The organism is Mycobacterium kiyosense, assembly GCA_021654635.1.
Taxonomy (GTDB): domain Bacteria; phylum Actinomycetota; class Actinomycetes; order Mycobacteriales; family Mycobacteriaceae; genus Mycobacterium; species Mycobacterium kiyosense.
This window is the reverse complement of record AP025179.1, coordinates 1,376,941-1,403,155: the sequence shown is the minus strand read 5'-3', so window position 1 is coordinate 1,403,155 and position 26,215 is coordinate 1,376,941. Positions and strand designations below refer to the sequence as shown.

The window sequence follows — 26,215 nt, the reverse complement described above, 5'->3', positions numbered from 1 at the left end:
GACGCCATGTCGCTCAAAGATAAGACCATGTTCATTTCCGGTGCCAGCCGCGGCATCGGCTTGGCGATCGCCAAGCGCGCCGCGCAGGACGGCGCCAACATCGCGCTGATCGCCAAGACCGCTGAGCCGCACCCGAAGTTGCCGGGCACCGTGTACACCGCCGCCAAGGAACTCGAGGAAGCAGGCGGGAAAGCCCTGCCGATCGTCGGCGATGTGCGTGACCCGGATTCGGTCGAAGCCGCGGTGGCCAAAGCGGTCGAGCAGTTCGGCGGCATCGACATCTGCGTCAACAATGCGTCGGCGATCAACCTGGGCTCCATCACCGAGGTGCCGATGAAGCGGTTCGACCTGATGAACGGCATCCAGGTGCGCGGCACCTACGCGGTGTCGCGGGCGTGTCTTGCCCACATGAAGGGTCGCGAGAACCCGCACGTGCTGACGCTCTCGCCGCCGGTGCTGCTGGGCAAACAGTGGCTCAAGCCGACCGCGTACATGATGGCGAAGTTCGGTATGACGTTGTGCGCGTTGGGGATTGCCGAGGAGATGCGCGCCGAGGGCATTGCCTCCAACACCCTGTGGCCGCGCACCATGGTGGCCACCGCCGCGGTGCAGAACCTGCTCGGCGGCGACGAGGCGATGGCGCGGTCGCGCAAGCCGGAGGTCTACTCGGACGCGGCCTACGTCATCCTGAACAAGCCGTCGCGGGAGTACACCGGCAACATGCTGCTGTGCGAAGACGTGCTGGTGGACTCCGGGGTCAAGGACCTTTCGGTCTACGACTGCGTGCCCGGATCGCAACTCGGCGTCGACTTCTGGGTCGACGGGGTCAACCCGCCCGGATACACCGGTCCGTGAACTCCGCTAGCGGCTGACATGGCCGGTGCGGCCACGCCGGGCATGGCGGCATTGGTCAACGCCGGTAACGCCAGGGGCCTCGGCCGACTCCCGAACCACCGCTCCGGGGACCGACCTCAGAAGGTGACGACGACCTTGTCGGCGGCGCCGGGCGTACTGGCCAAATCCAGCGCCTCGCCGAGGTTCGCGAACGGGACGGTGTGGCTGACGATCAGCGCGTACTTCTCCCAGTTTGCGACGAGATCCTTTGTCACCTCGAAGATCTCGGTCGGATACCCCATGCTGCCGACGATGGTGATTTCGTTGCTCATCACGTTGACGAACTCGACCGGCACCGCCTCTTTGTGCACGCCGACGATGCCCAGCGTGGCCCCCTTCTGGGCCGCCGCCAAGGCGGTGTTGACGACGGCGGCCGCACCGGCGCAGTCGAGGTAGATATTCGTGCCGGATTTGCCGGGGAACATCGACTCGCCGGGGCCGTGCAGTTCGACGAGGCGTTGCACGACGTCCTGCTCGGCGGAGTTGACTACGGCATCGGCGCCGATCCGCAACGCCTTGTCCAGCCGCCCGGGAACCAGGTCGACAACCACGATGTGTTGCACGCCAACGGATTTGAACGCCAGCGTCGCTCCCAGCCCCACCGGTCCGGCGCCGAACACCACCACCTTGTCCGTCGGTTTGGGCCGGCATTGGTTGACGCCGTGCCGCGCGACGGCCATCGGCTCGTTGAGCGCGGCGACCTGCCACGGGATGTGTTTCGGGATCACCTCCAAACTGGTTCCACGGACTGCGTTTTCGATCACGAGGTAGTCCGAGAGGGCACCGGCAGGGCCGCCGTTGCCGATGATGCCGCCGGGGGCGGCCATCGGGTTGACGACGACATGATCGCCCACGGCGATGCCGGACACCGCCGAGCCGACCTCGACTACCTCGCCCGCCGGTTCGTGGCCCAGCGGCATGCAGCCCTGGCGCGGCGGAACGCCCCCGATGGTGATGTAGAACGCATCCGATCCGCAGATGCCACAGGCGCGCATCCTGAGCAGCACATCATCGGGGCCGGCCTGCGGCCGATCGGTGTCGACGACTTCGGTCTGCCCCGGCCCGGTCACCATGGCGGCTTTCATCACGCGCCCCTAACCGGCCTTCATCGATTCGAGGAAGCCCGGAAAGTCGGGAAATAGTGCGCGGTCCACGATTTCGATGCGCACACCGGACGGCGCGATGAAATAGGCGAACATCGACAGCTGGTCGCCGGCGGGCCGGGCCTCGAGGCGGTAGCCGGCCGCGCTCAGCTTGTCCGCGACACCCGGCAGGTCGTCGGCCCAGTAGCCGAGGTGGTGGGCGGCACCGCCGGGTTGCGCCGCCCAGATGGTGTCGGGCACCGCCTGGATCAGCTCCAGATGCGGGGCCTCGATGGAGTAGACGAACTTGAACGGCACCTCGTACTCGATGTCCACGGCCGCGACGGCCAGGGTGGCCTCGACGGGTTTGGTCCACGTGTAACCCGCTGCGGCGGTGGCACTTTCGATCGCGGCCTGCAGATCGGGCACCACCAGACCGGTGTGATAGCAGTCCGCGGGGGAAAGTGCGGTCACGTTGTGCTCTCCAGTTCGATGGCGAAGGTGTCGAGGTACTCGGCGAACACCGGCTTGAGTTGTTCGACGGTGAGGTCGTACTGGTCCAGGCTGTAACTGTTGACGCCGTAATGGTCCTGGGGGTGTGCGGCGAGCCAATTGCGCATGCGCTCTTCGGTTTCCGTGGTGAGCGGATCGCCCGCCCAGTCGTAGAGGCGGCGCATCACGTCCATCGGGTCGCGCATCATCTCGTGGTAGTACATATGGAAGAAGCGGTCGTCGACGATGCGGTCGCGGGCCCGCAGCGGACGCTCGACGTGATAGCGCATCTGCCACAAGGCATCTCGTCCCATCGCTGGTAGGTCGACGGCCTCCGGCCGGTGCGTCATGCCTTTCGGCAGCTTCCACAGATTGGCCAGCGACCCAGTGGCCTGGTACGGGTCGCGGTGCGCCCACACCAGCCGCGCGTCGGGGAAGACCTTGAGCAGCGCGTCGATGTGCACCGAATGCGACGGCATCTTGAGGCTCCAGGTGCCCGGCGCGGTGGACTGCAGCACCTGCAAGTAACGCTTCTGGTACTCGTAGGTGGTGCTCATGTCGGCTTCGTCGAACAGCCACTCGGCGTAGCGCCGCGTCGACAGGAACGAGTCCCAGGACAGGCCCTTGAAGTCCTGGTTGTGGATGAACATGTCCTCGGTGGGACCGTCGGCGTCTTCCCAGTGCGGTAGCGGGATTTTCGCCGTCTTGACCAACTCCAGCGTTTTGGCCTGCTCGTCCAGCAGCGCCAGGCAGCGCGGGTCGGTGCGCAGGGTGTGGGTGTCGGCCGGCGGGATCGGGTGTACGCACTGCCAGTGCAGCAGCGAGCGGCGCGCCGGGTCCTGGTCGAGCAGGTAACTGATGACGGTGGTGCCGGTGCGGGGCATGCCGAGCACGATCAGTGGCCGCTCGATGGGCGCGTCGAGGATCTCGGGGTGGGCTTGGATGTAGTCGTGTATCTGCAGCCGACGGCCCAGCGCGCCGATGGCGTCGTTGATGATGCGGTCGCGGCCGAATGGCGTGAACGCCGTCGAGGTGTTGAGGTCGTCCAGCATGACCGCCAATCCGGCACGCCAGGAATCGGATTCGGTGTCGGACAGGCCGGTGCGCTCCGAGGCCAGCTTGAGGACGTCGTCGGGGGTGGTGACGTTGTCGTAGTCGCCCATGGTTCAGACCGTCAGGTATCCGCCGTCGACGGCGATCGTCGACCCGGTGATGTACGCGGCGGCGTCGGTACACAGGAACAGCGCCGCACCCGCGCAGTCCTGGGGTGTCCCGGGCCGGCCCAGCGGGGTGTGGAAACCGATCTCGACGTCCATGACCTGCGGGATGCTCATCGCGGGATGCGTCATGCGGGTGTCGATGAGGCCGGGTGCGACGGCGTTGACCCGGATGCCGTCGTGGGCCCAGCGGCGGGAGAGGTTCATCGTCAGTGCGACCAGGCCCATCTTCGAGGAGGCGTAGCCGGGCACGAAGACCGCGGAGCGAAACGCCGACATCGACACGATGTTGACCACGCTGGCGCCGCCGGATGCCTTGCTGGACTTCAACTTTTCGTAGCAGCGCATGGTCAGTCGCATCGGCCCGAACATGTTCTGGGCGACCGAGGCGATGTAACCGTCGGGGTCGTATTCGTCGCCCGCCGGGTAAGGGTCCGCCGGCGTTGTTGACCAGGATGTCCAGTTCACCGAGCGAGTCGACCAGCCCGTCGACGGAGTCGGGCTCCTGGATCCGGCACTGCCGGTAACTGAAAGCAGTCAGGTCGTCGTCGTAATCTGCTGCAGTGGAGCGCGTTCCGGTGATGGTCACCGTCGCGCCGGCGTCGGCGAAGGCGGCGGCGATGCCGTTACCGATGCCGCTGGTGCCGCCGGTGACCAGCACCTGGGCGCCGGTGAAGTCGAAGCTGACGGAGTTCATTCGGTGGCCCTCAATTCGTCGATGTTCTTGGTCAGCCAAGCCCTTTCCCAGAAGTTCTCGGTGCCGGCCAGCAGCGCTTGGTGCGCGTCGACGGCCACCGCACGTGCTTCCGGATGGCTGGGCTCGGCAGCCAGCACCAGGTCGGTGAGCTGCAACGCCTGCACCGGACGGCCCGCGGATACCTGGTTGCGGGCCGCTGCGACGAGCGTGTCCGCCCCGGCCGCGCTAACCACCTCAGCGGCAATGGAATCCGGGGCCACTCCGTAGAGCTCGGTGGTGGATCGGTGCCGGAACCATCCGGTGTACATCTCCCAGATGGCGCGCACGTTCCTCGACGTCTTTCCGTAACCCTCGCCGATGTCGAGGTGCTCGGGAATCCGCACTTCGCGCATCGCGGTATACAGGTCGGCGCCGGAGTTCATCAGCTCGATGGTGCGGTCGTGCACGGCTTGCATCCCATCGCGCATCGCGGTGACCTCTTCGGCGATGCGCGCGGCGCCCTCGATGGGCCCGAAGTGGCCGGTGATCAGTGTTGCCGGGCGATACTCGAGCACGCGGTTCAACGCTTCGATGTAGAGGATCGGGTCGCGGTAGCGGTCGCCGCGGATCGTCATCAGGTTCGGCACATGACCGAACAGCGGGCCGAACAGATTGCCGGTGAACAGGATTCGATCTTGCGGCAGCCATACCACCAGCGCGTCGGTGGTCTCCCCACCCGGTGTCCAGCTCAGTTCGAAGACCCGACCGCCGACCGTCAGCTCGTGGTGCCGATCGAATGTGGTGGTGGGCTCAGGAAACGAGAAGTCGACGGTGGCGGGATCGATGGTCTTGAAGTGCTCCAGCATCGCGTCGGAGAATTTCCGGAAGGCGAACGACGTCTTGGGCACCCGGTAGCCCATCAGCCGCTGGTTGTCGTCACGCCAGTACCGGTAGTTGCGGTGCATGATCAGTTCGGTGCCGTCGTCGCGCAGCGAGTTCACCCCGCCCCAGTGGTCGGCGTGCCCCTGGGTCACGACGACGGCGCGGGTCGGACCGGGAACATCGTGAAAGGCCTTGCGGTGCAACGGTCCTTCGAACACCAACCCGGTGTTGACGATCACTCGCCCGTCGTCGGTGGCGACCGCGTAGGAATTCGAGACACCGGGCGACATCCAGATGCCGTCGCCCAACGACACCGCCGGAGCGCCGGTGGCCGCTGCCAGGTCGCCGGCACCGGGACGCTCGCGATGAATCCCAGCCATGGGTTGCGATCCTCTACAGTTCTAGAGGTAAAGTCAAGGGCATGGGACTTCGCGGCCTGACCGGAAAGGTTGCGGTCGTAGTCGGCGGTGCCACCGGCATCGGCGCGGCGACCGCCCTCCGACTGGGTGACGAAGGCTGCCGGGTGGTGGTGGGCGACATCGCCGCCGAAGCCGCAGAACACACGGCCCATCGCATCGTGACGGTCGGCGGCACCGCGACGCATGCCGGGTTCGACCTGGCGGATACGAACTCGGTTGCCACCCTGATGGACACCGCCACAACCACTTTCGGTGGTATCGACCTGCTGTTCAATGTCGGGGCGGACATGGGCGCGCTGCGCTACGACACCGACGTCGTGGACATCGGGTTCGACGTCTGGGACCGGGTGATGGCGGTGAACCTGCGTGGATATGTGGCCGCCATGAAGTGCGCCATTCCGCAGCTGCTGGACCGCGGCGGCGGGGCGATCGTCAACATGTCGTCTGCGGCGGCGTTCCAGGGCGAGCCGGCGCGGCCGGCCTACGCCACCGCCAAGGCGGGGATCGGCGCGCTGACCCGACACGTCGCGGCCAGGTGGGGCAAGGACGGCATCCGGTGCAACGCCGTCGCACCGGGGTTCACCGCGACCGACGCCATCCGGTCGGTCCCGCAATGGCCGCAGCTGGAAGCCGGCGCGCTCAAACGCATCCGCGGCAACCGGGTTGGCGACCCCGACGACATCGCGTCCCTCGTCGCCTTCCTGCTGTCCCAGGAAGGCGAGTGGATCAACGGCCAGGTGATCAATATCGACGGCGGAACCGTGCTGCGCTGATGACCACCAGAAGCCCACGCAAACGCGACGGCGACGAACGTCGGCGCGAATTATGTGATGCCGCAATCCAAGTGCTCGCCGAGCAGGGATCGCGCGGACTCACCCATGGTCAGGTCGATCGGTGCGCCGGCGTGCCCGACGGCACCACGTCGTACTACTACCGGACCCGCGAGGCACTGCTGCGCGGGGTGGGCAAGCGGGTCGCCGAGATCGACGTCGCCAACCTGCGATCGGTGATCGACGAACCGCTGGACCCGGAGTCTCCGTTCGCACACCTGGCGTCGCTGACCTTGCTGCAGGCCGACGGGCGGGGGCTGATGCTCAATCGGGCACGCCACGAGCTACTGCTGGCCGCCGCACGTGACCCCGATCTCGCGGCGACGTCGGGAGAGTTCGTGGCCCGCATGAACGCCATGACTCAGCAGGCCATCGCGCACCTGCAACCGGGCACCGACGACCCCGAGCTGCTGGCCGCGCAGACCGCGGCGGTCACCACTTTCATCGCCGGGGTGTTCACCCGCCTGGCCGGCGGCGATCGCTCGATCTATGACGCCGAGCAGCTGAGCCGGCTCCTCGAGGCCGTCGCCACCGCGGTGTCGCAGGCTAGCCGACCCCTGCCTTAGCTACAGCAGCGTCATCTGGCCCGGTTCGGGCTCGGCTGGTTCCAGCAGCTCGGGCCCGTTGTTGCGGATGTTGTTGACCAGCGTCGACACCTGACGAATCTCGATGCCACGCACGTCGGGCGGGCGGGCCAGCAACTCAGGATCCAGCGGCGCGTCCGGGTTGAGCCAGGCATCCCACTCATCCTCGGGCAGGACCAGCGGCATCCGGTCGTGGATCTGCGCCAACTCCCCCACCGCGTCGGTGGTGATGATCGTGCAACTCAACAGAGGATCGGCCTCTTTGGCCGACTTCCAAACCGACCACAACCCGGCCATGAACAACGGCTCGCCGTCGCCGCGGTGCATGAAGAACGGTGTCTTCGGGGATTTGCCCGTCTCCGGGTTCGGCCGCCACTCATACCAGCCGTCCATCGGCACCAGACAGCGCTTGCTCTTGGCTGAACCCCGAAACGCCGGGGACGTGGCGACCTTGTCGGCGCGCGCGTTGATCAGCAGCGGCCCCTTGGTGTCCGGCGCGCCGTCCGGGCCCGCCTTGACCCAGGGCGGCAGCAGGCCCCACCGCATCAGGCGTATCCGGCGGGTAGCCTCGTCGTCGGGTTCGGTGTGCCGGGTCACCACGGTCGCGATCGGGGTGGTGGGAGCCACGTTGTAGTTGGGCTCGGAGGCCCGCTCGGAAGCACCGGTGGCCTCGTCTATTGCCTTGATCTTCTCGGCCAGCAGCGCCGGATCGGTGGTGACCGCGAAACGTCCACACATAGCTCCATGTTCGCAGAGCCACCCGACAAGCAATGATGGACCAGTGAACGCATGGCAGGCCCCGTCGGCAGCGGCACCGGTGCACGCGACCGTGACCGTCCCGGGCTCGAAGTCCCAGACCAACCGCGCGCTGATACTCGCGGCGCTGGCGGCCGCACAAGGCCAGGGCACCTCGACGATCACCGGGGCGCTGCGTAGCCGCGACACCGACCTGATGATCGGAGCGCTGCAGTCGCTCGGCCTCACCATCTCAGGCCCCGGCACCGAATTGACCGTCAGCGGCCGCATCCAGCCCGGCCCCGACGCCCGCGTCGACTGCGGCCTGGCCGGCACGGTGCTGCGCTTCGTCCCACCGCTGGCCGCCCTCAGCGCCGTCCCGGTCACCTTCGACGGCGACGAGCAGGCCCGCGCCCGGCCCATCGCCCCGCTGCTCGACGCGCTACGCGGCCTCGGTGTCCCCGTCGACGGCACCGGCCTGCCCTTCCAGGTACACGGCCGCGGCACGGTGGCCGGCGGCACGGTGAGCATCGACGCGTCGTCGTCGTCGCAGTTCGTGTCGGGACTATTGCTGTGCGGCGCCTCGTTCACCCAGGGCCTGACCGTGCAGCACACCGGCGCGTCACTGCCGTCGGCGCCGCACATCGCGATGACGGTCGAGATGCTGCGCCAGGCCGGCGTCGACGTCGATGACACCGTGCCCAACCGGTGGCACGTGCATCCCGGCGCCGTTCATGCGCGGCGCTGGGAGGTCGAGCCCGATCTCACCAATGCGGTGGCGTTCCTGGCCGGCGCGGTGGTCACCGGCGGCACCGTGCGCATCACCGGCTGGCCGACCCACAGCGTGCAACCCGCCGGGCACCTCATCGACGTGTTGCAAAAACTCAATGCCGTTGTCACTCAAGATGATTCGACACTGCAGGTGCAGGGACCCGCGGGTGGGTACCGGGGTTTCGAGGTCGACCTGAGTGCGGTCGGCGAACTCACCCCGACGGTCGCGGCCCTGGCCGCCCTGGCCCGGCCCGGATCGGTGTCCCGGCTGACCGGCATCGCCCACCTGCGCGGTCACGAGACCGACCGCCTGGCCGCGCTGAGCACCGAGATCAACCGACTCGGCGGCGACTGCCGGGAGATCGACGACGGCCTGGTGATCACCGCCACCCCGCTGCACGGCGGTCTGTGGCGGGCCTACGCCGATCACCGGATGGCGATGGCGGGCGCGATAGTGGGGCTGCGAGTGTCCGGCGTCGAGGTCGGCGACATCGCCGCCACCACCAAGACACTGCCCGAATTTCCGCAACTCTGGGCCGAAATGGTATCGCGCACTTGAGACCTGGCGACTACGACGAGTCCGACGTCAAGGTCCGCTCCGGCAAAGGATCGCGGCCCCGCACCAAGACTCGTCCCCAGCACGCCGACGCCGAGGCGGCCATGGTGGTCAGCGTCGATCGTGGCCGCTGGGGATGCGTGCTGGGTGGCCGCCCGGAGCGCCGGGTCACGGCGATGCGGGCACGTGAGCTCGGCCGCACCCCGATCGTGGTCGGCGATGACGTCGACATCGTTGGCGACCTCTCCGGGCGCACCGACACCCTGGCCCGCATCGTTCGGCGCGGCCCGCGCCGAACGGTGTTGCGGCGCACCGCCGATGACGACGATCCCACCGAACGGGTGGTGGTCGCCAACGCCGATCAACTGTTGATCGTGGTCGCGCTGGCCGATCCCCCGCCCCGGACCGGGCTGGTCGACCGTGCACTGATCGCGGCCTACGCCGGGGGACTGACGCCGATCCTGTGCCTGACCAAGACCGACCTGGCGCCGCCGGAACCGTTCGCCGCGCACTTCGTGGACCTGGACCTGACGGTGGTCGAAGCAGGAGTCGACGACCCACTGCTCGCGGTGGCCGACCTACTGCACGACCAGATCACCGTGCTGCTCGGGCACTCCGGGGTGGGCAAGTCGACGTTGGTCAACCGGCTTGTGCCCGAGGCGGATCGGGCGGTCGGCGAGGTGACCGACATCGGCCGCGGACGGCACACGTCGACCCAGTCGGTCGCGTTACCACTGGCGAACGGCGGCTGGGTGGTCGATACGCCGGGCATCCGCTCGTTCGGGCTGGCGCATATCTCGCCCGACGACGTGCTGATGGCCTTCTCCGACTTGGCCGAGGCGATCGAGAACTGCCCGCGCGGCTGCGGGCACATGGGCCCGCCCGCCGATCCCGAGTGCGCGCTGGACTCGCTGTCGGGGCCGGCGGCGCACCGTGTGGCCGCGGCCCGCCGATTGCTGGGCACCCTGCGGGAGGACTGAGGCCGCCGCGACGAGCGGCCCCAAATGTACGGTGAACGGCCTGGAAACCCGTACATATGGGGACTGTGGCGCACAGCAAGGGGTTCAGCGGGCCAGCTGCATTCCGAGTTCGTCCGGCGGAACCAAATGACCTTCGGTGCAACGCATTTCGACTTGAGCATCCGCCCCGCAGCCCAAGTGGGTGAGCCGCAGTTGCCGGTGCTTGCCGGGCAGATGGCGTTGCCCCCACTGAAACAGCGACCACACCACCGGCATGAACTCGACGCCGGCCTCGGTCAGCACGTATTCGTCGCGGCTGCGCTGCCCGGGCACCCGGTAGGGCCGTCGGGTCAGCAGTCCCAGTTCGACCAGTTCGGCCAGCCGCGCCGCCGTCGCCGCCTTGGTGATGCCCACCCGTCGGGCGAAGTCGTCGAATCGAGTAGTGCCGTAGTAGGCCTCACGCATGATCAGCATGGCCGACTTGGTGCCGACCACGGCCATCGTCTTCTCGATCGCGCACTCCCCGACGGCCGACCACGCGTCGCGATCGGCGAGCCTGCCCTGCAGCATTGTCACGCACATCACCTCCCAACCTAGGTTGCGTTTAGTATATCCAGGTGTTATAGCTGAGTATAGAGAACAAAACTCAGCTCAACGACTCAAGGAGGAGCCATGTCCCCAGACGCCGTCATCGTGGCAGCTGTCCGCACGCCAGTCGGCAAAGGCAAGCCCAACGGTGCGCTGCACGGGGTCCTGCCGGCCGACCTGCTCGCACACAGCCTGCGGGAACTGGTGGCCCGCACCGGTGTCGACCCGGCACAGGTCGACGACGTCATCGCCGGCGCCGTCACCCAGGTCGGCGACCAGGCCGTCAATATAGCCCGTAATGCCCTGCTGGGAGCCGGTTTTCCCGAGTCGGTGCCGGGCACCACGGTCGACCGGCAGTGCGGCAGCAGCCAGCAGAGCATCAGCTTCGCCGCCCAGGGCGTCGTCGCGGGCGCCTACGACATCGTGATCGCCGCAGGCGTGGAATCGATGAGCCGGGTGCCGATGGGCAGTTCGGTGCTGCCGGGCAGCAACCCGTTCGGCGCGGACATGACGGGCCGCTACCCGGACGGCCTGGTGCCGCAGGGCATCAGCGCCGAGCTGATCACCGCCAAGTGGGGCTTCTCCCGCGCGCAGCTCGACGAGTTCTCCGCAGCAAGTCACGAAAAGGCAGCCACCGCAACCAAAGACGGACGCTTCGACAACGAGCTGATCCCGATCGCCGGACTGTCGACCGACGAGATCGTCCGTCCCGGCACCACGGTCGACACGCTGGCCGGCCTCAAGCCCGCGTTCTACAGCGAGGCGACCGCGGCGCGTTTCCCGCAGATCAGCTGGCAGATCACCCCGGGCAACTCCTCACCGCTGTCCGACGGCAGCGCGGCGGTGATGATCACCAGCAGCGAGGTCGCCCGCCGCCTCGGCCTCACGCCGCTGGCCCGGATCCACACCGCGACGGTGGTGGGGCTCCGATCCGCTCTACATGCTGACCGGAGTCATCCCTGCGACCGAAAAGGTCTTGCAGCGCGCCGGATTGACGCTGGCCGACATCGACCTGTTCGAAGTCAACGAAGCCTTCGCGCCGGTCGTGCTGGCATGGGCACACGACACCGGAGCGGATCTGCGCAAGACCAACGTCAACGGCGGGGCCATCGCGATCGGCCACCCCCTGGGGGCCAGCGGGGCGCGCCTCATGACCACGATGGTCAACGCCCTGCAGCAGCGCGGCGGCCGGTACGGCCTGCAGACGATGTGCGAAGGGGGGCGGGATGGCCAACGCCACGATCATCGAGCGACTCTCGTGACGCAGACGCCGTTCCAGGGCGTGCGGGTGCGTTACGACAGCACCAAGAGCTACGACGAGTTGGTGGCCGCGCTGCTGGCCGACATCGGTCGGCAACCGGTGCCGATCACGGACGTCACCCAACCGTGCGACGACTGGGACGCTTACCGTGCCACCGTCGAACCGTACGTCGGCCCAAGCGGATTCATGTTGTTCGCGCTGATCGACCATGGCACCTGGCTGCCGAACGCCGGCATCGGACGCAGGGCGTTGCGCGTCATCCTGGGCAACCCGCTGATCGCCGTCACGATGCTGCGTCACGATGTGACGGCCGGGTTATTCGCCCCGGTCGAGGTGCTGATCACCGACGACGGAAGCGGCAGTACCTTGACCTACGTCCAGCCGTCGTCGCTGATGGTGATTGAGCCAAACCCCGAATTGCTCAGCGCCGCCGGCCAACTCGATGCCAAGCTGGCGGCACTGGCCGCCAAGGTCACCTAGGGAGTCGGAGAATCTCGGCGGCCTGGTCGGGCGTTGCAACATCGCGGCCGAGCTCGTTGCACAGCCGAACCGCCGCTGTCACCAACTCGACATTGGTCGGGGTGCGATCGCCGCGATAGAACTCGAGTCCCAGGTGCAGATGTCCGCCGCGCTCCAACGCCAGCCTGGCGATGGGGTCGGCGCACAGGTCACCGCCGACCACAGAAACGGCCCACGGTAGCTCGCATCCGTCGAGCAGTTCCAGATAGGCCTCCAGGGCGCGTTCCGTGGGTGGCAGCCCGAACGGCGCTCCCAGATAGCCGTGTTCGGTGGAGAAGTAGAGCTTGACCATCGCCCCTTGGGGCAACCGGCCCGCTCGCCACCACGCGAGCGTGGCCCGCAGGAAGCCGGGTTCGTAGATGGCCAGGCTAGGACCCAGTTCGGCTTCGCGGCAGATCTCGAATGCCCGGCTGATGGTGTGAAATGAGTTGGTGTAGACCAAATCTCCCGCCGGGATACCGTCGGCATCGGTGCCGCCGAGATTAACCGACCCGGGGTCGGTGAGCCCGACCCGCAATCCGGCTGCGGCGAGCGGGAGCAGGTGTTCGTACGAGATCGAGAAACCCTCGCCGAAGTGAACCGTCGGATAGAGCAACGCGTCCGGTCGAGCGGCGAGGACGGGCCGCCACGCCTCGAGGTATCGCTGCGCGGCCTGCTCGACGCTGACACCGTGCAGGTCGATGTGGTTGTGGATGATCGCCGCACCCGCCTGAAGGCAGGCCAGGGCGTCCGCGGTGATCTCCGAAGGTGTCACCGGCACATGGGGATTGGTTGCCTTCGACGTGACGCCGTTGACGGCGCACTCGACGATGACGGGACCCACGTACTCAGAGCCAGCCGGTGCGGGCCGCGGCAACCGGCTCTGGGGGTGACGGAGCCAGATCCCCGTCGCGCACGCCGTCGAGCATCCGCCGTACCGCGGCGACGATTTCCGGGGCCGCCGCGGAAAGCCCCGCGACGTCGGCTTGGGTGTATTCGCCGGGGTCGACGCCGGCCCGGTCCAGCACGGCCGGCGGGTCGGCCAGTTGCCCGGTCAGCCAACCGACGGGGTCAGCGGACAGTTCGGGGACGAAGTGGCGCCGTCCGGGCTCCCAGCCGTTGAACCGGGGGTGGTGATGCGCCCGGTCCAGCGTCCCGGGTGGGCTCTCGGTGGAGCCGAACAGGTCCACCCGCCACACCGGGCGGGTGAACGTGATCGGAACGCCCGCATAGATCGATCCCTGGGGTTCGTCCCGGTCGACCATGCGAAGTTCCAGCCGGACTCCCCTTTCCGGGGTTTCCTGACCGGCGTTGGGGTTCGGGTCGACGAAGAACATGTCCCCGACCACCACACCGAGATTTTCGAATCCGAACGCTGCGAGCATGGCGCCCCTTCCCTCACTACCTTGTCGAGGGTAGCCCCAGTCGGCAGAGCGTCTGCCCCGCCGGGACGCCGCCTGACGTGAAATCAGGGCGAAAAACCGACCCGGAATTCGCCCAGGATTCACGAATGGGGCCGCCCCAGCGAGAGTCAGGCCGCCAGGTCGTCGGAAGCGGCGGCGGCACGGGCCTTCTTGTTACGCCGCCAGCCGCGCACCGTAGCGATCGCCGTCTTCAGCCCGCGACGGCGGCCCGTCGTGGGATCGGGACCCGCGAAACCTGGCTCGAGATCGACGAACATCCGTTCGCTGCGCGTCTCCGGCGCATCGTCGGCGTTGTCGCGTAAGTACTTGTCGGGCAACGACAACTTGGCCAGCGTTCGCCACGTCTTGCCGTACTGCACCAGGAAAGGCCCTGTGGTGTAAGGCAAGTCGTACTTGTCGCAGATCTGGCGCACCCGCACCGAGATCTCGTGCAACCGATTGCTCGGCAGATCCGGATACAGATGGTGCTCGATCTGGTGGCACAGGTTGCCGCTCATGAACCGCAACAGCCAACCGCCCTCGAAGTTGGCGCTGCCCAGCATTTGCCGCAGGTACCACTGTCCCTTGGTCTCGCCGATCATGTCCGTCTTGGTGAATTTCTCGGCGCCGTCGGGAAAGTGGCCGCAGAAGATCACGGCGTTGGCCCAGACGTTGCGGATCACGTTGGCCGTCGCGTTGGCCTTCAGCGTCGACTTGTAGGTGGCGCCGGGCGACAACGAGGTGAGCGCCGGGAACGCGACGTAGTCCTTGACCACCTGGCGGCCGGCCTTGCCCAGGAACTCGTCGATGCGCTCGCGGGCCTCGGCATGGTCCATCCGCTTCTTGACGATCTTGCCGATCTCCACGTGCTGCATCCCGACACCCCATTCGAAGAGCAGGGCGAGCAGGGTGTTCCACACCAGGTTGAAGATGTTGAAGCGCTTCCAGCGCTGGTCCCGGGTGACGCGCAACAGGCCGTAGCCCACGTCGTCGTCGATGCCCAGGATGTTGGTGTACTTGTGGTGCACGAAGTTGTGCGTGTAGCGCCAGTGCTTGGACGACCCGCTCATGTCCCACTCCCACGTCGAGGAGTGAATCTCGGGATCGTTCATCCAGTCCCACTGGCCGTGCATGACGTTGTGGCCGATCTCCATGTTCTCGATGATCTTGGCCACGCCGAGCGTTACGGTGCCCGCCCACCAAGCCGAACGCCGTGAACTGGCCGCCAGCGTGACCCGGCCGGCCAGTTCGAGTGCGCGCTGAGCGGCGATGGTTCGGTGGATGTAGCGGGCGTCGCGTTCGCCCCGTGAGTCTTCGATGTCCCGGCGGATCGCGTCCAATTCGAACGCCAGGCTGTCGATGTCGGCATCCGTCAGGTGCGCGAATACGTCGACGTCGGTGATCGCCACGTCTTCCTCCCTGTCGTCTCGTCCCGCAGCTTACCCAGACCTACGCTAGCGAAAGCTACGATTCCGTAGGTTACCTGTCGGTAACTCTAGATGTCGATCACACAATCACCAGATGCCGCCGAGATGCAGGTCTGCACCCGGGACCCTGGATCGTGCTCATGACCGGTCCGCAGGTCGCGGACATGGCCCTCGACCAGTTCGACCACGCATGACTGACATATACCCATTCGACAGCCGAAGGGCATCTGCACGCCCACCTGCTCTCCGGCATCCAGCACCGAGGTGGCGGCGTCGGCGGCCACACTCCTGCCACTGCGGGCGAAGGTCACCGTCCCGCCGGACCCCGCCGGCGCGGCCTTGGCGACCGCGAACCGCTCCAGATGCAGCCGCTCGCCGATCCCCGCCGCCGCCCACATCTTCTCGGCCGCGGTCAGCATGCCCTCCGGTCCGCACGCCCAGGTCTGGCGCGAGCGCCAATCCGGCACCTCCTGGTCCAGCCGGGCCAGATCGAGCCGGCCCTGGGTGCGGGTCTGCCGCACCGACAACCGGTAGCCGGGATGGCGTTCGGCCAGTTCTGCCAGTTCGGCACCGAACAGCACATCGGACTCGGTGGGCGCCGAATGCACATGCGTGATGTCGCCAATCTGGTTGCGGCGGGCCAACGTTCGCAACATCGACATCACCGGTGTGATCCCCGACCCCGCGGTCAGGAACAGGATGGCCGGCGGCGCCGGGTCCGGCAGCACGAAATTGCCCTGCGGCGCGGCCAGTCGCACGATGGTGCCCGGTTCCACCCCGGCCACCAGGTGTGTGGACAGAAACCCCTCCGGCATCGCCTTGACGGTGATGGTGATGGTGCGAGCCGAACCGGCCCTTGCGGCCCGGCGTCCGGACGGGCTCGATGTCAGCGAGTACGACCGCCAGCGCCACCTGCCGTCGACCAGCACCCCGATCCCGACGTACTGCCCCGGTTGATAGTCGAAACTGAAGCCCCAGCCCGGCTTGATCACCAGGGTCGCGGAGTCTTCGGTCTCCCGGCGGACCTCCACGATGCGTCCCCGCAACTCCCGCGCCGACCACAACGGGTTGGCCAGGCGCAGATAGTCGTCGGGCAACAGCGGCGTGGTGATCCGCGCGGCGATGGTCCGCAGTGCGTGCCACCCGGGGTGCTTGTCGGCTCCCACGACGCTCGGACGCTGGGTCTCGACCACCCTGGCTTTGAGCGCCACGTGCTTCTTGCTCACGGAAACTCCTGCCCTCGGCCCTTCGGCTGCCGACCAACCTACGGTACCGTAACCTACGGTGGCGTAGCCAGTCGGCCAATTCCGTAAATAAGCGGAATTCAGAGCAGCTCGAGCAGAAACGGCAGCTCCTGGCTGGCGTACCAGGCGAGATCGTGATCCTGGGCGTCCCCGACGATCAGCTCGGCGTCCTCGTCGCCCAGATCGGCCGCGTCGATGGCCTCGATCGCCGCCAGCACCGCCGGCTCCGCCACCGAATTGTCCACATAGGCCGCGATCACCTGGTCCAGGGCGACCGGACCGGCGATCCGGACAACCGCGTCGTCGAGATCGGGACGGTAGGTCAGTTCGTCGACCTCGGCCGCCAGCACCGCGCGGCGCGGCGGCAGCCCACCGGCCGAGTCGTCCGCCAGCAGGCGCAGCGACGCCAGCGCGGCCTCGCGCAGCGCGACCTCGGCCAGTTCGTCGTCGTCGCCCTCGGCGTAAGACTCGCGCAAGGTCGGGGTGACCGCGAACGCGGTGCCATTGACCGGGCGCAGCGAGCCGTCGGCGACGAGCTGCTGCAGCATGGCCAGGGTCGCCGGGATGTAGATCTGGGTCATGTCGTCAGGGTGGCGACATGATCGGGAACATACTTCTGCAGCACCCGCGACGGCCGCTGGTAGTTGCCCGTCACCACCGGGCGGTCGGGCAACTTGACCTTCGGAATCTCGACCTCGGTGTAGTCGACGGTCGACAGCAGGTGCGCCATCATGTTCAACCGTGCGTTCTTCTTGACATCGGACTCCACGACGTACCAGGGGCTCACCGGAGTGTCGGTGTGCACCATCATCTCGTCCTTGGCGCGCGAATAATCTTCCCAGCGGTACACCGACTCCAGATCCATCGGGCTCAATTTCCATTGCCGCACAGGATCATTGAGCCGAGCCTTGAACCGGCGCAGCTGCTCCGCGTCGGAAACGGAGAACCAGTATTTACGCAGCAGGATCCCGTCGTCGATCAGCATCTGCTCGAAAATGGGGGTCTGCCGCAGGAACAGCGCGTGCTCGTGCGGCGTGCAGAATCCCATCACCTTTTCGATGCCGGCGCGGTTGTACCAGGACCGGTCGAACAGCACGATCTCGCCCTTGGTGGGCAGGTTGGCGATGTAACGCTGGTAGTACCACTGCCCGCGTTCGCGGTCGGTGGGCACGGGCAGCGCGGCGACGTGGGCGATGCGTGGGCTGAGGTATTCGGTGATCCGCTTGATCGCACCACCCTTGCCGGCGGCGTCGCGGCCCTCGAAGATGATCACCAGGCGCGCGCCGGTATGCCGGACCCACTCCTGCAGCTTGACGAATTCCGTTTGCAGCCTGAACAATTCGGCTTCATAGACGTCGACGGGAAGCTTGCGCACCCCGGCTGAGGACTTCTTCTTCTTGGGTTTCGTCGACGCACCGTCGTTGTTCGGGTTGCTCACATCAACGGATGCTAGCCCTAGGCAGCCCATTTGACACCGAACTAGCGCGAAGCTTCCAGTAACTCCTCCAGCGACTGCTGCAGCAAACCGGGCAACACGTCCACGTCACTCATTGCGTCGCGGTCGGCGTTGATGCCGAAATACAGCACCCCGTTGTAGGACGTGACGCTGATCGCCAGCGCCTGGTTGTGCAGCAACGGCGGAACCGCGTAGGTCTCCAACAGTTTGGTGCCGGCGACGTACATCTGTGACTGCGCCCCGGGGGCGTTGGTGATCAGCAGGTTGAACAACCGCGCCGGGAAGGTGGTCGCCACCCTTATTCCCATCGCGTGCAACGTCGGTGGCGCGAACCCGGACAGCGTGACGATGGTCCTAGCGTCCACCAGGCTGGATGCCGAGGGGTTCGACTCCGTGGCGTGGGCGATCTGGGACAGCCGGACCACCGCGTTGCGCTCCCCCACCGGCAGATCCACCAGGAACGGGGTCACCTCGCTCATCGCCTGGCCCGGGCCGGACGGGTCGAGCTGGTCGTCGGAGTAGACCGACAGCGGGGCCATCGCGCGCACCGTCGCCGTCGACGAGACGGCTTCGCCGCGAGACATCAGCCAGTTGCTCAGCGCGCCGGTCACCACCGCCAGCACCACGTCGTTGATGTCGCAGTCGTACCGCGCCCGCACCGCCCGGTAGTCGTCAAGCGCACCGCGGGCGACCGTGAACCTTCTGTTGCGCGACACCGTCGCGTTGAGCGGGCTGCTGGGGGCCGTACCGCGTGCCACCGTGCGCGCCACGTCGAAAAACCGGCGGCCCGCCTCGACGATCTGCGTCGAGCTGGTCAACATCCCGGCGACCGCGGACCCGACGGCCTGCAGCTGCGCCCCCGGACCCACGATCCAGTCGCCGAGAGCGCCCAGCACCAGCCGGGTGCTGCCGGGATCGCGCTCGGGAACCCAGATGTCCTCGGGCAGCGGCGGCGGGCGGCGCGTCCGGTCGGCGATCACGTGGTTGATCTCCAGCGCGCTCATGCCGTTGATCAACGCCTGGTGCGACTTGGTGTAGAGGGCGATGCGGTTCTTCGCCAAGCCCTCGACCAGATACATCTCCCACAGCGGCCGCGACTTGTCCAGCGGCCGGGCGGCCAGCCGGGCGATCAGCTCATGCAGTTGCTCGTCGCTGCCCGGCGACGGCAGCGCCGACCGCCGGACGTGATAGGTGATGTCGAAATCGCTGTCGTCGAGCCAGACCGGCCGGGCGACCCCGAAGTTGACCTCGCGCACCTTCTGCCGGTAGCGCGGTATCTGCGGCAACCGCTTCTCGACGGTGGCCAGCAGCGTCTCGTAGCTCAGCCCGGATCGCGGCTTACGCAGGATCGCCAGCGACCCGACATACATCGGGGTGGCGGTGTTCTCCAGCCGAAAAAAGGACGCGTCCGCAGGGGACAACCGGGTCACCATTGCGGGCAAGTCCTTGGTGTCAAGTCTGTCCTCTTTCGTCGGGGCTCCGGCTGCCGCCCACGGTAACCGCAGCCGGGGCGCACCGACGGTTCGGGTGCGCATGGCAGTGGCTGTGGATGGCGTCCGAGCTGAATACCGCGGAGCAACCATTGTCTGTCACTCTTGCGCAGGCTGCCCGTTATCGCCGTTCATGAACCGGAGAGAGCCCGTGCCCACCTTCGCCGTCACGCCGGTGATCGATTACGAACCGCCAACCGGCAACCCGCCGCGGTGCCGGGTGGCCCCGCAGGTGCCGCCGCGGCCGTCGCTGCCGCACACACCGGCGCTGGGCGGCGCGGCGCAGGCCGCGGCACCACTGTCCCCGCAGATGCGGGAGGCGGCCGTGTTCGCCGACGCAGCGCTGCGCCGCGTCCTGGAAGTCATCGACCGCCGGCGCCCGGCCATACAACTGCGTTCGGTGCTGGCCCCGGAACTGGTGGACTCCGTGCTCGCGGTGAGCCGGAAGCTGGCCGACCAGCCGGGAGCCGCGGTGCTGCGCAGAATGCGACTGCAGCCCGCCGACGGCGCCGGGCATAGCGCCGCCGAGGTGTTCGGCACCTACAGCCGCGGTGACCGGATCCATGCGATCGCCGCCCGGGCGCAACGGTTGCCCGGCCAATGGCTGCTGGTCGCCCTGCACATCGGCTGATGTGCAGGGCGAAGCATCGAGAATTATTGCTGGCCAACCATTTTGACGACCGGTCGGCGCCGCGGCAGCGGGATCAGCATCGGCACCCGACGCCGGTACTCGCGGTACTGCCCACCCAGCGACGCCGTCAGGTCACGCTCTTCGAACCGCAGCGCCACCAGGATGTAGCCGGTGGTGCCCAGCGCGAACAGCAGTCGCCCCTCGGTCATCGTCGGTGCCGCCCAGAACGCGATCAGGAAGCCGAGCATGATCGGGTGGCGAACCAGCCGGTACAACAGGTGTGTGCGAAAGCCCAACTCCGGATTAGGTTTCCCGCGCCAGGCCAGATACACCTGGCGTAATCCGAACAGGTCGAAGTGGTTGATCATGAACGTCGACGCGAACACCATGGCCCAGCCCAGCCAGAACAGCGCCCACACCACCACGCGGCCGGCGGGCACCCGAATGTCCCAGATCAGCGCCGGCATCGTGCGCCACTGCCAGTACAGCAGGATCAGCGCCGCGCTGGACAGCAACACATAGGTGCTGCGCTCGATCTGGGGCGGCACGAACCGGGTCCACCAGCGTTTGAAGGCCGGCCGGGCCATCACGCTGTGCTGCACGCCGAATACACCCAGCAGCGCCAGGTTGACCGCGAAAGCCTGCCACAGCGGAGCTTCGATACCGTGATCGACGTTGCGGGGCACCAGGATTGCGCCGACGAAGCCGACGGCATAGAGGAAAGCGACCACGAACACCAGGTAGCTCCCGATGCCGTAAATGATTGTCAGATAGCGTTTCATCAGCCAATTGTGCGACCCGGAAAGACCGCAGAACATGGGGCGGATGCCTCAAATCCGGCCGTACTACGCACTCACCAGGCCATGCCGCAGCGCGTACATGCTGGCGCCGATCCGGTTCGACACCCCGATCTTGGCGTACGTGCGCTCCACGTGATTGCGGGCGGTCTTCTCGCTGATCACCAGCGCCGCCGCGATCTCCTTGTTCGACGCCCCGCGGGCCACCAGACACAGCACCTCGACCTCGCGCGGCGTCAGCCCGCCGGGACGGGCGTTAGCTCTCGGGTTCGGCCCGGCTGCGCGATGACCGGCCGCGTGCAGCACAGCGTCGACCGCCGCGGCATCCAGTTCGCCCGCCCGAACCCGGTCACGGAGTCGCCGGGCGGCGCCATCAGCGGCCAGCGCGTCCCGGTATGGCCTTGGCTCACAACCGGATTGGTAGCTGACGGCCGCGGCAAGGATGCGGTCCGGCAGCCCGAGGGCGGCCCCTTGAAGACCGCGCGGGTAGCCCGATCCGTCCACGCATTCGTGGTGGTTGCCGGCCACCTCCGCGAGCCGGCGCAGACCGGGAACCCGGTCGAGGATCCGCACCGTGAAGTACGGGTGCAGCCGCACCCGCTCGAACTCGCCGGCGCCCAACGAGCCCGGCCGCGACCAGATCTGGTTGGACACCCCGATGCGGCCCAGGTCATGGACGTGCCCCGCGCGGCGGGTCAGCGTCACGGCGTCGTCGTCGAGCCCGGCAACCTGCGCCGCCGCACCGGCCAGCCGCGCCACCGCGCGTGAATGACCAAGGGTGAAAGGACATTTCAGATCGACGAAGTCGCCCAGTGCCGCCAGCAACGTGTCCAGGGTCTGCTCGTCCACGCGCTGGTGATGATCGGGGGCGGCCGCAAGCGCGGCCTCCCAGACATCCCCGATCGCCGGACCGGCCAGTATCACGCGGGCGTCGCGCACCAACACATCGGCCACCGCCGGATCGAACTGGCCGCCGCGGCGGGCGAGCACCATCGCCACCGCCCCGTCCACCCCGAAGGTGCGGTGATGCACCTCGGCCATCTCTGCGATCTGGGCGACCCGCACCTGGATCGGGATCTGCTCGCCGCGGGCGCCGGTGGGCAGACCGCCGCCGTCGTAGCGCTCGAAAGCGAACCCGAGCGCGGCTTGCACGTTGGGGCCCAAGCCGATTCGGTCGGCCAGCAGCGCAGCCGACATGCAGTGCGAATGGATCAACTCCGACAACCGGCCCCGCGCGTCGGCGAAAAGCGTTGCCATGACCGTCAATCGCTGCAGCAGCGGCTGCCCGCGGCCGACGTTTCCGAGCAGGAACCGCCAATACGGCAGCCCGGACCAGTCGACGAGGTACGAGTCGTGCCGCACGGCGATGTCGTCGCCGAACCAGCGCGCGTATTCGTGGGAGTCGGCGTGACAGCCGATCCACATGATCAGCGTGGTGTAGTACGTGCAGTCACGCTGTTCGGCACTCAGGCCCAGCCGCTCGGCAAGTCGGGTGGCGATCAGGGCGGCGCGCAGCATGTGTTCGGCGGGCTGCCCCAAACCCAGGTCGATGGCCACCGACAGTGCCGCCAGCAATTCGGCCCGCGTCGGGAGGTGGTGGGGCACCGACGTCATGGGCATATTGTGCCCGGGCCGGTCAACGGATAGCGACAGTGCGCGGTACGGCATGATGGCGATCGGCGTCGAAGTTCTCGAAATGTCCCGAACCGACCACGAACACCCCCCGCTGCGGGGGCCGGAACCCGGCCAGCCGCGGCTGGCGCGGCAGCGGTCCGACCGGGCCGAGGTGCACGCCCCGCCAGCTGGCCTGGGACCGGGAAACCACCCACAGCTGCCGCGGGGCCAGGGTGAACCGCTGCCCGTTGGGCGCGGTTCCGGCCAGCCGCAGCTGACCGGCACGCAGTGCCGGCCGCGCGAGTCGGCCGATCAGCCCCAGCACCGCCCGGCTGGCCCAGGCGCCGGCCGGCAACCTGGTGCCGACTGTGCTCAGTGCCCGCGTGGATAGTGTTGCGCTCAAGTCGATTTCCCACTCCAGCAGTTCCTCGATCCGGACGGCCAGCGACCAGGAAGTCACCCAGGCGACCTCGATGCCACACTGCACCGCGTCGTGCCGGGTGACCGAACTGAAGTAGCGGGCGCAACTCTGCGGACCCGGGGTCGTCGCGTAGAACGTCCAGCCGCCGTCGGGGTCGCGGTGCCAGACCGAGCGGTACGGGGGCGCGAAACTGGTCGCCGGAAAGTACCGCAGCGCAAGGTAATGACCGCTGGCGAACGGCAGGCCCAGCACACCGAACCCGACGAAACGCTCGTCATCTCCGGCGGGCAACGTCGGGTTCTGCAGCACCGCCGTGGCGGCGTCGAGGGGGGTGATACCGGTAGGAGTCATACCGGAATGCTGCCTACCTCAGGTGGTGTCGCGCATGAGGCGGCTGCCTCAAATCAGCGCTTCTTCACCGACTTCGGTGGCTTGGCGCCGCGACCCTGCTGCCGTGCTGCCGCCCGCCGTTCCCGACGGCTGCCGCCGGCCGCGGCCCCGGCCGGCGCCTTGGCGCCGCCGCCGTTACGCTGCACCTGCGCCGAACCGTCCTCGGACGGGCCGGAATAGGTGAGGGCGGGCGCCTCGCTGTCGTCGATGCCCTTGGCGCGCAAGGTGCTGACCGGTTCCTTGGCTGGTGGCGTGGGCTCGGGCTCGGCGGTGTCGCCACCCAGCTCGGCCAGGCCCTCCGGGGTTTCCACCGGAGCCACCTCGACCTGCGGCGCCGGGACGGCCTCCACGCTGACGTTGAACAGGAAGCCGACCGACTCCTCCTTCATTCCGTCGAGCATGGCCATGAACATGTCGTAACCCTCGCGCTGGTACTCCACCAGCGGGTCGCGCTGAGCCATGGCGCGCAGCCCGATGCCCTCCTTGAGATAGTCCATCTCGTAGAGGTGCTCGCGCCACTTGCGGTCGATGACGTTGAGCAGCACGTTACGCTCGAGCTGGCGCATCGCACCCTCGCCGGCGATCTCTTCCAGCTCGGCTTCCCTTGCGGCATAAGCTCTTTCGGCGTCCTCGAGCAACGCCTCGAGCAGCTCCTCGCGGGTCAGGTCGTCGCGCTCGGACTCTTCGTCGGGGTGGGTCAGCGTCTCGTGGTCGATGCCGACCGGGTAGAGCGTCTTGAGCGCGGTCCACAGCGCATCGAGGTCCCAGTCCTCGGCGTAGCCCTCCGCCGTCGCGCCGTTGACGTAGGCGGTGATCACGTCACGGATCATGTCGGTGGCCTGGTCCTTGAGGTTCTCGCCCTCCAGGATGCGGCGGCGCTCGGCGTAGATCACCTTGCGCTGCTGGTTCATCACCTCGTCGTACTTGAGCACGTTCTTGCGCATCTCGAAGTTCTGCTGCTCGACCTGGGTCTGCGCGCTCTTGATGGCCCGAGTGACCATCTTGGCTTCGATGGGCACGTCGTCGGGCAGATTCAGCCGGGTCAGCAGACTCTCCAACGCGGCCCCGTTGAACCGGCGCATCAGCTCGTCGCCCAGCGACAGGTAGAACCGCGACTCCCCCGGGTCACCCTGACGGCCGGAACGGCCGCGCAACTGGTTGTCGATGCGCCGCGACTCGTGACGTTCGGTGCCCAGCACGTAGAGGCCGCCGGCCTCGACAACCTCCTTGGCCTCCTTGGCGGCCTCCTCTTTGACCTTGGGCAGCTCTTCGTGCCAGGCCGCCTCGTACTCCTCGGGCGTCTCGACGGGGTCGAGGCCGCGCTCACGCAACCTCTTGTCGGTCAGGAAGTCGACGTTGCCGCCCAGCACGATGTCGGTGCCGCGGCCCGCCATGTTGGTGGCCACCGTGATGCCGCCACGCCGGCCCGCCTCGGCGATGATGCCGGCCTCCTGCTCGTGGTATTTCGCGTTGAGCACGTTGTGCGGGATGCGCCGCTTCTGGAACTGGCGCGACAGGTACTCCGAGCGCTCCACGCTGGTGGTGCCGATCAGGACCGGCTGGCCCTTCTCGTAGCGCTCGGCGACGTCGTCGACCACCGCGATGTACTTGGCCTCTTCGGTCTTGTAGATCAGGTCGGACTGGTCGGTGCGGATCATCGGCTTGTTGGTCGGGATCGGAACCACGCCTAGTTTGTAGATCTCGTGCAGCTCGGCCGCCTCGGTCTGGGCGGTACCGGTCATGCCGGCCAGCTTGTCGTAGAGGCGGAAGTAGTTCTGCAGCGTAATGGTGGCCAGCGTCTGGTTCTCGGCCTTGATCTCGACGTGCTCCTTGGCCTCGATGGCCTGGTGCATGCCCTCGTTGTAGCGGCGGCCGATCAGCACACGGCCGGTGAACTCGTCGACGATGAGCACCTCGCCGTCGCGGACGATGTAGTCCTTGTCCCGGTTGAACAGCTCCTTGGCCTTCAGCGCGTTGTTCAGGTAGCTGACCAGCGGGGAATTGGCGGCCTCGTAGAGGTTGTCGATGCCCAGCTGGTCCTCGACGAACTCCACGCCCTTCTCGTGCACACCCACGGTGCGTTTGCGCAGGTCGACCTCGTAGTGGACGTCCTTTTCCATCAGCGGCGCGATGCGGGCGAACTCGGTGTACCAGTTGGACGCGCCGTCGGCCGGGCCGGAGATGATCAGCGGGGTACGGGCCTCGTCGATCAGGATGGAGTCGACCTCGTCGACGATGGCGAAGTTGTGCCCGCGCTGCACCAGGTCGTCCAGCGAGTGGGCCATGTTGTCGCGCAGGTAGTCGAAGCCGAACTCGTTGTTGGTGCCGTAGGTGATGTCGGCGTTGTAGGCGACCCGCCGCTCTTCGGGTGTCATCTGCGCCAGGATCACGCCGACTTCCAGGCCCAGGAAACGGTGCACCCGGCCCATCCACTCGCTGTCGCGTTTGGCGAGGTAGTCGTTGACGGTGACGACGTGCACGCCCTTGCCGGCCAGCGCGTTGAGGTAGGCCGGCAACACACAGGTCAGGGTCTTGCCCTCACCGGTCTTCATCTCGGCGACGTTGCCCAGGTGCAACGCGGCCGCGCCCATCACCTGGACGTCGAACGGGCGCTGGTCGAGCACCCGCCAGGCCGCCTCGCGGGCCACCGCGAACGCCTCGGGCAGCAGGTCCTCGAGTTCCTCTTCGCCCTCTTCCAGACGCTTCTTGAACTCGTCGGTCTTGGCCCTCAGCTCGGCGTCGGTGAGCTTCTCGACGTCGTCGGACAACGTGTTGACATAGTCAGCGACCTTCTTGAGGCGCTTGACCATGCGACCTTCACCGAGGCGCAGCAATCTGGACAGCACAGTGTTGTCCCCTTCGGGATGTTCCCCTGTAGATAGGAGTCTTCTTCTTTAC

24 protein-coding genes and 2 pseudogenes are annotated in these 26,215 nt (G+C 67.4%); 8 read left to right on the top strand and 18 right to left on the bottom strand.

Translation table 11 applies throughout. From position 1 onward, the window contains the following. The first annotated feature begins 6 nt into the window (after positions 1-6). The gene (locus tag L6444_RS06650) at positions 7-855 is read left to right on the top strand and encodes an SDR family oxidoreductase (protein WP_236981420.1); all 849 of its coding nucleotides are present in this window, start codon (positions 7-9) and stop codon (positions 853-855) included. Between the two features lie 116 nt (positions 856-971). Here the strand turns inward: L6444_RS06650 and L6444_RS06645 are convergent, their stop codons facing one another. From L6444_RS06645 to L6444_RS06625, 5 genes and pseudogenes are all read right to left on the bottom strand, one after another. After that, on the bottom strand, positions 972-1,979 hold the full coding sequence (locus L6444_RS06645) for a zinc-dependent alcohol dehydrogenase (protein WP_236981419.1): 1,008 nt from the start codon (positions 1,977-1,979) through the stop codon (positions 972-974). Positions 1,980-1,988: 9 nt separating this feature from the next. Further along, positions 1,989-2,450, bottom strand: a complete 462-nt coding sequence (locus tag L6444_RS06640; protein ID WP_236981418.1) for a VOC family protein — start codon at positions 2,448-2,450, stop codon at positions 1,989-1,991. Beyond that, positions 2,447-3,631, bottom strand: coding sequence for a sulfotransferase family protein (locus L6444_RS06635; protein WP_236981417.1), 1,185 nt, complete (start codon positions 3,629-3,631; stop codon positions 2,447-2,449). Before L6444_RS06635 ends, L6444_RS06640 begins: the two co-directional genes overlap by 4 nt. Before the next feature lie 3 nt (positions 3,632-3,634). Next, positions 3,635-4,382, bottom strand: a pseudogene (locus L6444_RS06630) (SDR family NAD(P)-dependent oxidoreductase). Beyond that, the gene (locus L6444_RS06625; protein WP_236981416.1) at positions 4,379-5,623 is read right to left on the bottom strand and encodes an alkyl sulfatase dimerization domain-containing protein; all 1,245 of its coding nucleotides are present in this window, start codon (positions 5,621-5,623) and stop codon (positions 4,379-4,381) included. Before L6444_RS06625 ends, L6444_RS06630 begins: the two are co-directional and overlap by 4 nt. Before the next feature lie 41 nt (positions 5,624-5,664). Here L6444_RS06625 and L6444_RS06620 point away from each other — a divergent pair, with 41 nt between their 5' ends. Both L6444_RS06620 and L6444_RS06615 read left to right on the top strand, forming a co-directional pair. Next, a complete protein-coding gene (locus L6444_RS06620) occupies positions 5,665-6,435 on the top strand; it encodes an SDR family NAD(P)-dependent oxidoreductase (RefSeq protein WP_236981415.1) in 771 nt (256 codons plus the stop codon). After that, positions 6,435-7,058: a TetR/AcrR family transcriptional regulator gene (locus L6444_RS06615; RefSeq protein ID WP_236981414.1), complete on the top strand. Its 624-nt coding sequence runs from the start codon at positions 6,435-6,437 to the stop codon at positions 7,056-7,058. Before L6444_RS06620 ends, L6444_RS06615 begins: the two co-directional genes overlap by 1 nt. Here L6444_RS06615 and L6444_RS06610 read toward each other — a convergent pair whose 3' ends face one another. Continuing rightward, positions 7,059-7,814, bottom strand: a complete 756-nt coding sequence (locus L6444_RS06610) for an SOS response-associated peptidase (RefSeq protein ID WP_236981413.1) — start codon at positions 7,812-7,814, stop codon at positions 7,059-7,061. It abuts the gene before it with no gap. A 43-nt stretch (positions 7,815-7,857) separates the two neighbouring features. Between L6444_RS06610 and aroA the strand changes: the two genes are divergently transcribed. Next, positions 7,858-9,141 carry a 3-phosphoshikimate 1-carboxyvinyltransferase gene (gene aroA / locus L6444_RS06605; RefSeq protein WP_236981412.1) on the top strand — a complete coding sequence of 428 codons (1,284 nt, stop codon included), beginning with the start codon at positions 7,858-7,860 and terminating at the stop codon, positions 9,139-9,141. Continuing rightward, positions 9,138-10,118 carry a ribosome small subunit-dependent GTPase A gene (rsgA, locus tag L6444_RS06600; RefSeq protein ID WP_236981411.1) on the top strand — a complete coding sequence of 327 codons (981 nt, stop codon included), beginning with the start codon at positions 9,138-9,140 and terminating at the stop codon, positions 10,116-10,118. The genes aroA and rsgA overlap by 4 nt, the downstream gene beginning before the upstream one ends. Positions 10,119-10,202: 84 nt before the next feature. Here the strand turns inward: rsgA and L6444_RS06595 are convergent, their stop codons facing one another. After that, positions 10,203-10,673, bottom strand: a complete 471-nt coding sequence (locus tag L6444_RS06595; RefSeq protein ID WP_236981410.1) for a winged helix-turn-helix transcriptional regulator — start codon at positions 10,671-10,673, stop codon at positions 10,203-10,205. 96 nt (positions 10,674-10,769) lie between these two features. On the opposite strand from L6444_RS06595, the pseudogene L6444_RS06590 reads away from it, so the two are divergent. Further along, positions 10,770-11,947, top strand: a pseudogene (locus L6444_RS06590) (thiolase family protein). After that, positions 11,944-12,426 (top strand): DUF302 domain-containing protein, encoded by a 483-nt coding sequence (locus L6444_RS06585; protein WP_236981409.1) that lies wholly within the window; start codon positions 11,944-11,946, stop codon positions 12,424-12,426. The pseudogene L6444_RS06590 and the gene L6444_RS06585 overlap by 4 nt, the downstream one beginning before the upstream one ends. Here the strand turns inward: L6444_RS06585 and L6444_RS06580 are convergent. The 7 genes from L6444_RS06580 to L6444_RS06550 all read right to left on the bottom strand — a co-directional run bounded on the left by L6444_RS06580 (position 12,419) and on the right by L6444_RS06550 (position 19,407). Next, positions 12,419-13,288 carry a beta-keto acid cleavage family enzyme gene (locus L6444_RS06580; protein ID WP_236981408.1) on the bottom strand — a complete coding sequence of 290 codons (870 nt, stop codon included), beginning with the start codon at positions 13,286-13,288 and terminating at the stop codon, positions 12,419-12,421. The two genes, L6444_RS06585 and L6444_RS06580, sit on opposite strands and share 8 nt — an antisense overlap. A 4-nt stretch (positions 13,289-13,292) precedes the next feature. Then, positions 13,293-13,829 carry a hypothetical protein gene (locus L6444_RS06575; protein WP_236981407.1) on the bottom strand — a complete coding sequence of 179 codons (537 nt, stop codon included), beginning with the start codon at positions 13,827-13,829 and terminating at the stop codon, positions 13,293-13,295. Positions 13,830-13,975: 146 nt separating this feature from the next. Further along, positions 13,976-15,256: a fatty acid desaturase family protein gene (locus L6444_RS06570; RefSeq protein ID WP_236981406.1), complete on the bottom strand. Its 1,281-nt coding sequence runs from the start codon at positions 15,254-15,256 to the stop codon at positions 13,976-13,978. An 86-nt stretch (positions 15,257-15,342) separates the two neighbouring features. Continuing rightward, entirely contained in the window at positions 15,343-16,500 is a 1,158-nt protein-coding gene (locus tag L6444_RS06565) for a ferredoxin reductase (RefSeq protein WP_236981405.1), read from the bottom strand. A 98-nt stretch (positions 16,501-16,598) separates the two neighbouring features. Next, positions 16,599-17,099, bottom strand: a complete 501-nt coding sequence (locus tag L6444_RS06560) for a DUF6912 family protein (RefSeq protein WP_236981404.1) — start codon at positions 17,097-17,099, stop codon at positions 16,599-16,601. Continuing rightward, positions 17,096-17,956 (bottom strand): polyphosphate kinase 2, encoded by an 861-nt coding sequence (gene ppk2 / locus L6444_RS06555; RefSeq protein ID WP_236981403.1) that lies wholly within the window; start codon positions 17,954-17,956, stop codon positions 17,096-17,098. Before ppk2 ends, L6444_RS06560 begins: the two co-directional genes overlap by 4 nt. Positions 17,957-17,997: 41 nt before the next feature. Then, positions 17,998-19,407 (bottom strand): WS/DGAT/MGAT family O-acyltransferase, encoded by a 1,410-nt coding sequence (locus L6444_RS06550; protein ID WP_236983877.1) that lies wholly within the window; start codon positions 19,405-19,407, stop codon positions 17,998-18,000. A 190-nt stretch (positions 19,408-19,597) separates the two neighbouring features. Here L6444_RS06550 and L6444_RS06545 point away from each other — a divergent pair, with 190 nt between their 5' ends. Further along, positions 19,598-20,095, top strand: a complete 498-nt coding sequence (locus tag L6444_RS06545; protein ID WP_264892194.1) for an Rv3235 family protein — start codon at positions 19,598-19,600, stop codon at positions 20,093-20,095. A 23-nt stretch (positions 20,096-20,118) separates the two neighbouring features. On the opposite strand, the gene mddA is transcribed toward L6444_RS06545, so the two are convergent. From mddA to secA, 4 genes are all read right to left on the bottom strand, one after another. Further along, the gene (gene mddA, locus L6444_RS06540) at positions 20,119-20,877 is read right to left on the bottom strand and encodes a methanethiol S-methyltransferase (RefSeq protein WP_236981401.1); all 759 of its coding nucleotides are present in this window, start codon (positions 20,875-20,877) and stop codon (positions 20,119-20,121) included. 63 nt (positions 20,878-20,940) lie between these two features. Further along, positions 20,941-22,506, bottom strand: coding sequence for an HD domain-containing phosphohydrolase (locus tag L6444_RS06535; RefSeq protein WP_236981400.1), 1,566 nt, complete (start codon positions 22,504-22,506; stop codon positions 20,941-20,943). A 22-nt stretch (positions 22,507-22,528) separates the two neighbouring features. Continuing rightward, entirely contained in the window at positions 22,529-23,278 is a 750-nt protein-coding gene (locus tag L6444_RS06530; protein ID WP_236981399.1) for a hypothetical protein, read from the bottom strand. 53 nt (positions 23,279-23,331) lie between these two features. Then, positions 23,332-26,163, bottom strand: coding sequence for a preprotein translocase subunit SecA (gene secA / locus L6444_RS06525; protein ID WP_236981398.1), 2,832 nt, complete (start codon positions 26,161-26,163; stop codon positions 23,332-23,334). Positions 26,164-26,215 lie beyond the last annotated feature (52 nt).

Bases quoted from the DNA above. Each gene is read 5' to 3' on its own strand.
- L6444_RS06620 (WP_236981415.1), top strand. From the start codon at position 5,665: ATGGGACTTCGCGGCCTGACCGGAAAGGTTGCGGTCGTAGTCGGCGGT.
- L6444_RS06560 (WP_236981404.1), bottom strand. From the start codon at position 17,099: ATGACCCAGATCTACATCCCGGCGACCCTGGCCATGCTGCAGCAGCTC.
- L6444_RS06610 (WP_236981413.1), bottom strand. From the start codon at position 7,814: ATGTGTGGACGTTTCGCGGTCACCACCGATCCGGCGCTGCTGGCCGAG.
- mddA (WP_236981401.1), bottom strand. From the start codon at position 20,877: ATGAAACGCTATCTGACAATCATTTACGGCATCGGGAGCTACCTGGTG.
- L6444_RS06645 (WP_236981419.1), bottom strand. From the start codon at position 1,979: ATGAAAGCCGCCATGGTGACCGGGCCGGGGCAGACCGAAGTCGTCGAC.
- L6444_RS06550 (WP_236983877.1), bottom strand. From the start codon at position 19,407: ATGGTGACCCGGTTGTCCCCTGCGGACGCGTCCTTTTTTCGGCTGGAG.
- L6444_RS06650 (WP_236981420.1), top strand. From the start codon at position 7: ATGTCGCTCAAAGATAAGACCATGTTCATTTCCGGTGCCAGCCGCGGC.
- L6444_RS06575 (WP_236981407.1), bottom strand. From the start codon at position 13,829: ATGCTCGCAGCGTTCGGATTCGAAAATCTCGGTGTGGTGGTCGGGGAC.
- L6444_RS06530 (WP_236981399.1), bottom strand. From the start codon at position 23,278: ATGACTCCTACCGGTATCACCCCCCTCGACGCCGCCACGGCGGTGCTG.
- L6444_RS06545 (WP_264892194.1), top strand. From the start codon at position 19,598: ATGAACCGGAGAGAGCCCGTGCCCACCTTCGCCGTCACGCCGGTGATC.
- L6444_RS06535 (WP_236981400.1), bottom strand. From the start codon at position 22,506: ATGACGTCGGTGCCCCACCACCTCCCGACGCGGGCCGAATTGCTGGCG.
- L6444_RS06625 (WP_236981416.1), bottom strand. From the start codon at position 5,623: ATGGCTGGGATTCATCGCGAGCGTCCCGGTGCCGGCGACCTGGCAGCG.
- L6444_RS06615 (WP_236981414.1), top strand. From the start codon at position 6,435: ATGACCACCAGAAGCCCACGCAAACGCGACGGCGACGAACGTCGGCGC.
- L6444_RS06635 (WP_236981417.1), bottom strand. From the start codon at position 3,631: ATGGGCGACTACGACAACGTCACCACCCCCGACGACGTCCTCAAGCTG.